Source organism: Rhodovulum sp. DZ06 (genome assembly GCF_050586345.1).
GTDB lineage: Bacteria > Pseudomonadota > Alphaproteobacteria > Rhodobacterales > Rhodobacteraceae > JBOCEF01.
Genome location: NZ_JBOCEF010000003.1, coordinates 172,011 through 180,125, shown reverse-complemented (window position 1 = coordinate 180,125; position 8,115 = coordinate 172,011). Strand labels below are relative to the sequence as shown.

The following is an 8,115-nucleotide window of genomic DNA, read 5'->3' as shown; positions in this document are numbered from 1 at the left end:
AGAAGCTGAGAAAGCGGGTTGTGAAGTCAAAAAACAAACACGCCGTGCGGGGGGGGCAGCACGTCGCGTCTCGATCACGTTTCAGGCGATGGATCGGGCGCCCCGCCGGGGGGCGCCCGGTCCGTCATTCGCCGCCGCCCAGCGAGTGGACGTAGAGGGCGACCTGCTTGACCTGCGCGTCGGACAGGCGGCCGAGCCAGGCGGGCATCATGCCGGCGCGGGAGTTGTTCACCGTGTAGGCGATCGTGTCCCGGTCGCCGCCATAGAGCCAGATGGCGTCGGTCAGGTTCGGGGCGCCGAGATCGACGTTCCCGGTCCCGTCCTCCATGTGGCAGGACGCGCAGTTGTCCTCGAACACCACCGCGCCCTCTTCGGCCATGGCGACGTCGTGGTCCTGCCCGGACAGCGACAGCACGTGCTCGACCACCGCCGCGATCTCCTCCGCCTCGAGCAGCTCGTCCCGGCCGAAGGCGGGCATGGCCGAGAAACGGGTGTCCTCGTCCTCGGACGACCGGATGCCGTGGGCGATGGTCTGGTGGATCGCCTCGACGCTGCCGCCCCAGATCCAGGCGTCGTCATTGAGGTTCGGGTAGCCGACGCCGCCCTGCGCGCCGGAGCCGTGGCACTGCGAGCAGTAGGTGCGGAACACCGCCGCGCCGCCGGCGAGGCTGAACTGCATCAGCTCCGCGTCGCCGGAGATCTCGGTCACGTCCGCGGCCGCGATCTTGTCGACATAGACCGCCTGCTCGGCCTTCGCCGCGGCGATGTCCTCCATCACCGCTTCGCGCGAGGAGTACCCCAGCACGCCGCCGGTGGCGGAGGAGATCATCGGCCAGGCCGGGTAGGCGACGGTGTACAGCAGCGCCCAGATCACGCAGGCGTAGAACGAGTACAGCCACCAGAGCGGGAGCGGGTTGTTCAGCTCCTTGATCCCGTTCCACTCGTGACCCGTGGTCTCGACGCCGGAGAGCTGGTCGACGTCTTTCTCGTGATTGTCGGCCATGTCAGCGGCCCTCCTCGATGGCCGACAACGGCTTGTCGTCGTTGCGCAGCGGAATGTCGGCGATGTCGTCATGCACGCGGCGGGAGCCGGGGCGGAAGGTGAAGATGACGACGCCGATGAACATCGTCGTCATCGCCAGCAGCATCCAGCTGTCCGCGAATTCGCGCAGAAGGGTGTAGGTGCTTTCCATCTCTCCCTCCCTCAGCGGCTCGCTTCGACTTCGTAGGTCGAGAAGTCGACCATCGTGCCGAGGACCTGCAGGTAGGCGATCAGGGCGTCGAGCTCGGTCACCTTCGGCGTGCCGTCGAAGTTGCGGATGTTGACGTCCTCGCCATAGCGCTCGACCAGGCCGTCATAGCCGCCCAGCTCGTCATCCGGGTCCATCTGGGCCAGGAGGTCGGCCTTGGCCGCCTCCACGCCCTCGTCCGTGTAGGGGACGCCGACGACCTGCTGGGCCGCCAGGTTCTGGGCCACGTGGTCGAACTCCAGCTCCGTCTCGATCAGGTGCGGATAGGCCGGCATGATCGATTCAGGCACCAGGTCGCGCGGGTTCCACATGTGGTCCACGTGCCACTGGTCGGAGTAGCGCCCGCCGACGCGCGCCAGGTCGGGCCCGGTGCGCTTGGAGCCCCACTGGAACGGGTGGTCGTACATCGACTCCGCCGCGAGGGAGAAGTGCCCGTACCGCTCCACCTCGTCGCGCATCGGGCGGATCATCTGGCTGTGGCAGACATAGCAGCCCTCGCGGATGTAGATGTCCCGGCCCTTCAGCTCGAGCGGGGTGTAGGGGCGAACCCCTTCCACCTTTTCAATGGTGCTCTCCAGGTAGAAGAGCGGCGTGATCTCCACCAGGCCGCCGATGGCGACGACCACGAGGGAGGAGGCGAGGAGGAGCGTGGCGTTACGCTCCAGCGCGCCGTGCTTGTCGAGAAGGCTCATTGTTTCTCCTCCCTCACTCGGCCGCGACCAGGCCGTGGGCCTTGGCGTCGGAGGCTTCCTGCGGCTCGCCCGCACGGACGGTCATCCACAGGTTCCAGCACATGATGCAGGCGCCGGCCAGGAACATCAGGCCGCCGAGGCCGCGGATGACGTAGTAGTTGTGAAGGACCGCGACGGTGTCGGCGAAGGAGTTCACGAGGAAGCCCTGGTCGTCGTATTCACGCCACATCAGGCCCTGCGTGATGCCCGACACCCACATGGAGGCCGCGTAGAGCACGATGCCGATGGTCGCCAGCCAGAAGTGCCAGGACACGGCGGGCAGCGAGTAGAGCTGCTTCTTGCCCCACAGGCGCGGCGTCATGAAGTACAGCGCGCCGAAGGTGATCATGCCGTTCCAGCCCAGCGCGCCGGAGTGGACGTGGCCGATGGTCCAGTCGGTGTAGTGCGACAGCGAGTTGACCGCCTTGATCGACATCATCGGGCCTTCGAAGGTCGACATGCCGTAGAAGCCGACCGAGACCACCAGCATGCGCATGACCGGGTCGGTCCGCAGCTTGTCCCAGGCGCCCGACAGCGTCATCAGGCCGTTGATCATGCCGCCCCAGGAAGGCATCCACAGCATGATCGAGAACACCATGCCCAGCGTCTGCGCCCAGTCGGGCAGCGCGGTGTAGTGCAGGTGGTGCGGACCGGCCCAGATGTACAGGAAGATCAGCGCCCAGAAGTGGATGATCGACAGCTTGTACGAGAAGACCGGGCGTTCCGCCTGCTTCGGTACGAAGTAGTACATCATCCCGAGGAAGCCCGCGGTCAGGAAGAAGCCCACCGCGTTATGGCCGTACCACCACTGGGTCAGCGCGTCCTGCACGCCCGCGAAGGCCGAGTAGGAGACCGAGCCGAACACCGACACCGGCACCGCCAGGTTGTTGACCAGGTGCAGCATCGCGATGGTGATGATGAACGCCAGGAAGAACCAGTTGGCGACGTAGATATGCGGCTCTTTACGCTTGATGATGGTCCCGAGGAACACCGCGAGATACGCCACCCAGACGATGGTCAGCCAGATGTCCACGTACCAGGTCGGCTCGGCGTATTCCTTGCCCTGGGTGCCGCCCAGCAGGTAGCCGGTCGCGGCCAGCACGATCATCAGCTGGTAGCCCCAGAACACGAACCACGCGAGGTTCCCGCCCCAGAGGCGCGCGGCGGACGTCCGCTGCACGATGTAGAAGGACGTCGCGATCAGCGCGTTGCCGCCGAAGGCGAAGATCACCGCCGAGGTGTGGAGCGGCCGCAGGCGCCCGAAGGTCGTCCAGGGCAGGTCCAGGTTCAGCACCGGGAAGGCCAGCTGGAAGGCGATGTAGACGCCCGCCAGGAAGCCCGCCAGGCCCCAGAACGCCGTCGCGATGACGCCGGCGCGGACGACGTCGTCCATGTATTCGTTTTGAGAGGGCGCGGGCTTGCGGGCCTCGCCCGCCCCCCGAAGCACCCAGATGAACAGGCCGACGGAGACCGCCAGCACGGTGAACGCATTGACCTGGTAGGCCAGGTCATGCGCTTTGCCCGTCGCGATGAACGCGAGAACCGCGATTATCGCAAGGGCGATGAGTTTCGCTGCAGAAGCCAACTTCCCCTCCGTCGTTCCGAAGCAGTGGCGCGGAAACTTTTCCGCTTGTTGGCCGCTATGACGGGTCGTGCGAGGGGGGGCCTTGATCCAAGTCAATCACGACACCATTAGGCAAATCCGTCGCGCCCGGGGATGCGGGTGATGCATCGCGGCAACGCATTGACCTCATTTGTCTTTTTCTGGGGCGATAAGCTGAATCCCGGATTCGGGTTTTTTCGCGGGGCGGCCCGGAGGCCCATTCGGCGGGCCCGCTGCGCCCGAAGCGGGGCCAGGCGATTCCGCGCGGCGGCCCGTCGCACCCCGCCCGGCGCCGGCGGCTCAGCCCCCGTCCCCGGGCGCCCGTCCCGCCCCCGCCCCGGGCGCGCCGATGAACAGCCCGTGCAGCGGCCGCATCGCCCGGCGCATCGCCCGCACGAAGCGGCGCACCCGCTCGACCCGCGCCAGGTCGGGATGCGCCAGCGCCCAGAGATCCAGGTACGGCTCCGGCCCCTGCCCCGGCCCCTGCCCCGGCATCCGGGCCAGCGCCGGGTCGCCTTCCCCGAGGAAACAGGGCATGCGCAACGCCCCGAGGCCCTTGCGCGCCGCGCCCAGCGCCGCGGCCATGTCGTCGAAGCGCCAGGCGACGCGCCCGCCGGGGCCGGGCAGCGCGCCCGCCTCCTCCTCCCAATGGGTGAAGGCGATCCAGTCCACCACCTCGCCCCGCTCCGCCGCCTGCACCCAGCGCGGGGCGGCGTAGACGGCGCGGCGCAGCTGCGCCAGCCGCACGCCCCAGAGCGACCCGGGCGGCGCCGCGGTGATGCGCAGCGCCACGTCCGCCTCGCGCCGGTGCAGGTTGAGAAGGGCGTTGGAGGCGAGGACCGTCATCTCCACCCCCGGATGGGCGGCGGCGAAGGCGGCCAGCGGCTCGGCCAGCACCGGTTCGATCAACAGCTGCGGCGCGGTGATCCGCAGCGGCCCGGCGAGGCTGGCGTCGAGCCCGGCCGCCGCGCGCTCCAGCGCCAGCGCCTCGGCCTCCATCAGCGCCGCGGCCTCGGCCGCCCGTCGCCCGGCGGCGGTGGGGCGCAGCCCGTCCGGGCGCCGCTCGAACAGCGACGCGCCCAGCCGCGCCTCGGCCGCGGCGATGCGGCGCGAGACGGTGGCGTGCGAGGTTCCCAGCGCCCGCGCGGCGCCCGACAGCCCCCCGCCGCGCACGGCGGCGAGCACGTATCGCAAGTCATCCCAGTCGCTCATGCGCCGCAGGCTGCCACGGGCTTGCAGATCTGAACAGCCCGGTTGCGGGATTGTGCAATTTCGCAAGGGGGCGACGGCGCCCACCCTCTCCCCCATGCCCCGCAGCCGGGGCGAGACAACGGAGAGAGACGATGACCGCGACCCTTGTGTTCCAGATCGAGATCGACGCGCCCGAGAAGCTGGCCGCCTATCGCGAGGGCGCCGGGGCGGCGCTGGCCAAGCATGGCGGGGCGGTGACGGCGGCGAGCCCGGCGCCCGCGGCCTTCGACCCGGGCGGGACCCGGTCCGAGGGGCCGGGGATGCTGGCGGTGCTGACCTTCCCGGACATGGCGGCGGCGCAGGCCTGGATCGATGACCCGGCGCTGGCCGAGCTGCACGCCCTGCGCAACGCCGCCGGCGCGGCGCAGGTCTGGGCGCTCTGACGCCTGCCGCCCCCCGAAAACGACGCGCGCCGCCCCCGGGACCTCCGGGGGCGGCGCGCGTCGGACAGGCCGCCGGGCGGCCCGCGAAGATCAGGCGATCATGCCGCCGTCGGAATCATCTCCGGCCATCTCCACCAGCGCGTCGTAATCGGGGATCACGATGTGCCGGGCATCGGTCATCTCGATCATCCCGGCCTTCTTCAGCGCGCCGATCTGGCGGCTCACCGTCTCGATGGTCAGGCCCAGGTAATCGGCCATGTCCTCGCGCGTCAGGGGAAGGGCGATGTGGACCTCGTCCTCCAGCGACAGGCCCTGCACGGCGGCCATGCGGCGCGCGGCGATGGCGAAGAAGGAGGCGAGCTTCTCCTTCGCGGTCTTGCGGCCCAGCAGCACCATCCACTCGCGCGCGCTGTCGAGCTCGTCGAGCGTCATCTCCAGCAGCCGCTGCTCCAGCGCCGGGGTGCTTTTCAGCAGCGTCTCGAACCGGGGGCGCGAGAAGATGCACAGCCGCACGTCGGTGACGGCGACGGCGTCGAAGGGCGCCTCGGGGCGCATCGGGCGGCCGAGGAAGTCCGAGGGGAACAGCAGGCCGACCATCTGGCGGCGGCCGTCGGACATGATCCGCGACAGGCCCACGCAGCCTTCGACGACCGAGCCGAGGAAGTCGGTGGATTCGCCCATCGCGACGATTTCCTCGCCCGGGCGGAAGGTCCGGTAGCTCTTGATCGCGTCGAGGAATTCCAGTTCGCTCGGGCCGCAGTAAGAACAGACGGCCCGGTGTCGGATCTGGCAATCGGCGCAACGCACGTGCCCGGCGGAGGGGTCCTTGCCGGCGGTTTGCCTGAGATTTTGCGCGGCGGCGCGGGGGGAGCGCATGACGACTCTTCAGTTCCGTTCTACAGGCGTGAAGCATCGCTTGCCTATTGATCCAGGTCAATGCGTCCACCTCGTCGCGGCAGTAGCGAATGTTTCCATGGAAAACAGAGCCTCCGCGCCCGCGGCCTCCGCTTCGGCGGCCCTCGCCCGCGCCCCGCGTTACACGAGCTATCCCACCGCGCCCCATTTCGATGAGGCGGACGCGCCGTCGCGCCAGGCGGACTGGCTGCGCGCGCTGCCCGCGGAGCCGGTCTCGCTCTATGTCCATATCCCGTTCTGCGACACGCTGTGCTGGTTCTGCGCCTGCCGCACCCAGGGCGCGACCAAGCGCGCGCCGGTGACGCGTTACCTCGGCTATCTCGAGCAGGAGATCGACCGGGTCGCGGCGCTGGTCCCCGACGGGGTGACCATCGGGCGGATGCACTGGGGCGGCGGCTCGCCCACCGTGATGTCGCCCGAGGAGATGCGCCGGCTGTCGGACCTGCTGCGGTCGCGCTTCCGATTCGAGGAAGACGCCGAGATCGCGGTGGAGATCGACCCGCGCGACATGACCGAGGACCGCCTCGACGCGCTGCGCGACTGCGGCCTCAACCGCGCCTCCATCGGCGTGCAGGATTTCGACGAGACGGTGCAGCGCGCGATCAACCGGATGCAGGGCTGGGAGATGACGCGCGACGTCATCGAGGCGCTGCGGGCCCGCGGCGTCACCGGCATCAATGTCGACGCGATCTACGGCCTGCCCTACCAGAGCGTCGAAAGCCTCGGGCGCACGCTCGAGCAGCTGATCGGCCTCGCGCCCGACCGCGTGGCGCTCTACGGCTATGCGCATGTGCCGTGGATGGCGCGGCGGCAGAAGGCGATCCCCGAGAATTCGCTGCCCGGCGCCGAGGCGCGGCTGGAGCAGGCCGAGCTGGTGCGCCGGATGCTGACCGAGGCGGGCTATGACGCCGTCGGCATCGACCATTTCGCGCGGCCCGGCGACGGGCTGGCGGTCGCCGCCCGCGAAGGCCATCTGCGCCGCAACTTCCAGGGCTATGTCGACGATGGCTGCGAGACGCTGATCGGCCTCGGCGCCTCGTCGATCTCGCGCCTGCCCGGCGGGTTCCTGCAGAACGCCGCCGCGACGGCCGAGTACCAGGCGACGATCGAGGCGGGCGGCCTGGCCGCCGCGCGCGGCCGGTCGCTGACGCTGGACGACAAGGTGCGCGGCCACGCGATCGAGAAGCTGATGTGCGCGTTCCGCTATGACGCGGCCGAGATGACGCGGCTGTTCGGCGATTTCGCGCGCCCCTGCCAGGAGATCGCGTCCGAGCTGCTCTCGGGCGAGGAGGCGGAGTGGCTGACCCCCGACGGGGCCGGCGGTTTCGAGATTCGCCCGGAGGCCCGCACCTGGACCCGCGCCGTCGCCGCCCGCTTCGACGCCTATTTCCCGACCGGCGCCGCGCGGCACAGCCGCATCGTCTGACGATAGGGGCCCTTTGACGCCGATTCGGGGTCAAAACCGCCCCCGACGCGGCGCCTGTCGCCCATGGACAAGTTTCAAAAAGCAACCTCCATTGCCATGCACCGCCTTCGCATGGCAATAACTGTGCAGTTCCCAAGGAGGTGAGGATTATGAGTGCGGTCACGTCGATCGAGGATGACGCGTTGCCCAGCGCCGACGAAATGGAAGCCCTCGCGGGCAGCGCCGTCGAGGCCAGCGCCTTCCTCAAGGCGATGGCGCATGACGGTCGCCTGATGATCCTGTGCCTGCTGATGGGCCGGGAACGCACCGTCGGCGAACTCGAATCCCTGGTTCCCTTCCGCCAGGCGGCCGTGTCCCAGCAGCTCGCCCGCCTGCGCCTGGAAGGCATGGTCGAGGCCGAGCGCGACGGCAAGCACCTGCGCTACCGCCTCGCCGACAAGCGCGTCGAGCGCCTGGTCGGCGTGTTGCACGAATTGTTCTGCCCGCCCGAGAGCTGACTCCGCCCCTGCAAGGGGCGCCGGGGGAGATGACGCGCGGGGACGGCCGGGGAGGCGCC

9 protein-coding genes are annotated in these 8,115 nt (G+C 69.4%); 3 read left to right on the top strand and 6 right to left on the bottom strand.

Annotated elements, in window-relative coordinates; translation table 11 throughout:
* Positions 1-124: 124 nt before the first annotated feature.
* The 5 genes from ccoP to ACQ5SO_RS02800 all read right to left on the bottom strand — a co-directional run bounded on the left by ccoP (position 125) and on the right by ACQ5SO_RS02800 (position 4,796).
* Complete coding sequence (gene ccoP / locus ACQ5SO_RS02820) at positions 125-1,003, bottom strand: cytochrome-c oxidase, cbb3-type subunit III (RefSeq protein WP_430940049.1); 879 nt, start codon at positions 1,001-1,003, stop codon at positions 125-127.
* Position 1,004: 1 nt separating this feature from the next.
* Positions 1,005-1,193, bottom strand: a complete 189-nt coding sequence (locus tag ACQ5SO_RS02815; protein WP_430940048.1) for a cbb3-type cytochrome c oxidase subunit 3 — start codon at positions 1,191-1,193, stop codon at positions 1,005-1,007.
* An 11-nt stretch (positions 1,194-1,204) separates the two neighbouring features.
* Entirely contained in the window at positions 1,205-1,942 is a 738-nt protein-coding gene (ccoO, locus tag ACQ5SO_RS02810) for a cytochrome-c oxidase, cbb3-type subunit II (protein ID WP_430940047.1), read from the bottom strand.
* A 13-nt stretch (positions 1,943-1,955) separates the two neighbouring features.
* The gene (ccoN, locus tag ACQ5SO_RS02805; protein WP_430940046.1) at positions 1,956-3,566 is read right to left on the bottom strand and encodes a cytochrome-c oxidase, cbb3-type subunit I; all 1,611 of its coding nucleotides are present in this window, start codon (positions 3,564-3,566) and stop codon (positions 1,956-1,958) included.
* Between the two features lie 318 nt (positions 3,567-3,884).
* Complete coding sequence (locus tag ACQ5SO_RS02800) at positions 3,885-4,796, bottom strand: LysR family transcriptional regulator (protein ID WP_430940045.1); 912 nt, start codon at positions 4,794-4,796, stop codon at positions 3,885-3,887.
* A 131-nt stretch (positions 4,797-4,927) separates the two neighbouring features.
* Here ACQ5SO_RS02800 and ACQ5SO_RS02795 point away from each other — a divergent pair, with 131 nt between their 5' ends.
* On the top strand, positions 4,928-5,218 hold the full coding sequence (locus ACQ5SO_RS02795) for a DUF1330 domain-containing protein (protein ID WP_430940044.1): 291 nt from the start codon (positions 4,928-4,930) through the stop codon (positions 5,216-5,218).
* Between the two features lie 90 nt (positions 5,219-5,308).
* On the opposite strand, the gene fnrL is transcribed toward ACQ5SO_RS02795, so the two are convergent.
* Entirely contained in the window at positions 5,309-6,025 is a 717-nt protein-coding gene (fnrL, locus tag ACQ5SO_RS02790; RefSeq protein WP_430940043.1) for a transcriptional regulator FnrL, read from the bottom strand.
* Positions 6,026-6,191: 166 nt separating this feature from the next.
* Between fnrL and hemN the strand changes: the two genes are divergently transcribed.
* Both hemN and ACQ5SO_RS02780 read left to right on the top strand, forming a co-directional pair.
* Positions 6,192-7,559 (top strand): oxygen-independent coproporphyrinogen III oxidase, encoded by a 1,368-nt coding sequence (gene hemN, locus ACQ5SO_RS02785; protein WP_430940042.1) that lies wholly within the window; start codon positions 6,192-6,194, stop codon positions 7,557-7,559.
* A 149-nt stretch (positions 7,560-7,708) separates the two neighbouring features.
* Positions 7,709-8,056: an ArsR/SmtB family transcription factor gene (locus ACQ5SO_RS02780; RefSeq protein WP_430940041.1), complete on the top strand. Its 348-nt coding sequence runs from the start codon at positions 7,709-7,711 to the stop codon at positions 8,054-8,056.
* Positions 8,057-8,115 lie beyond the last annotated feature (59 nt).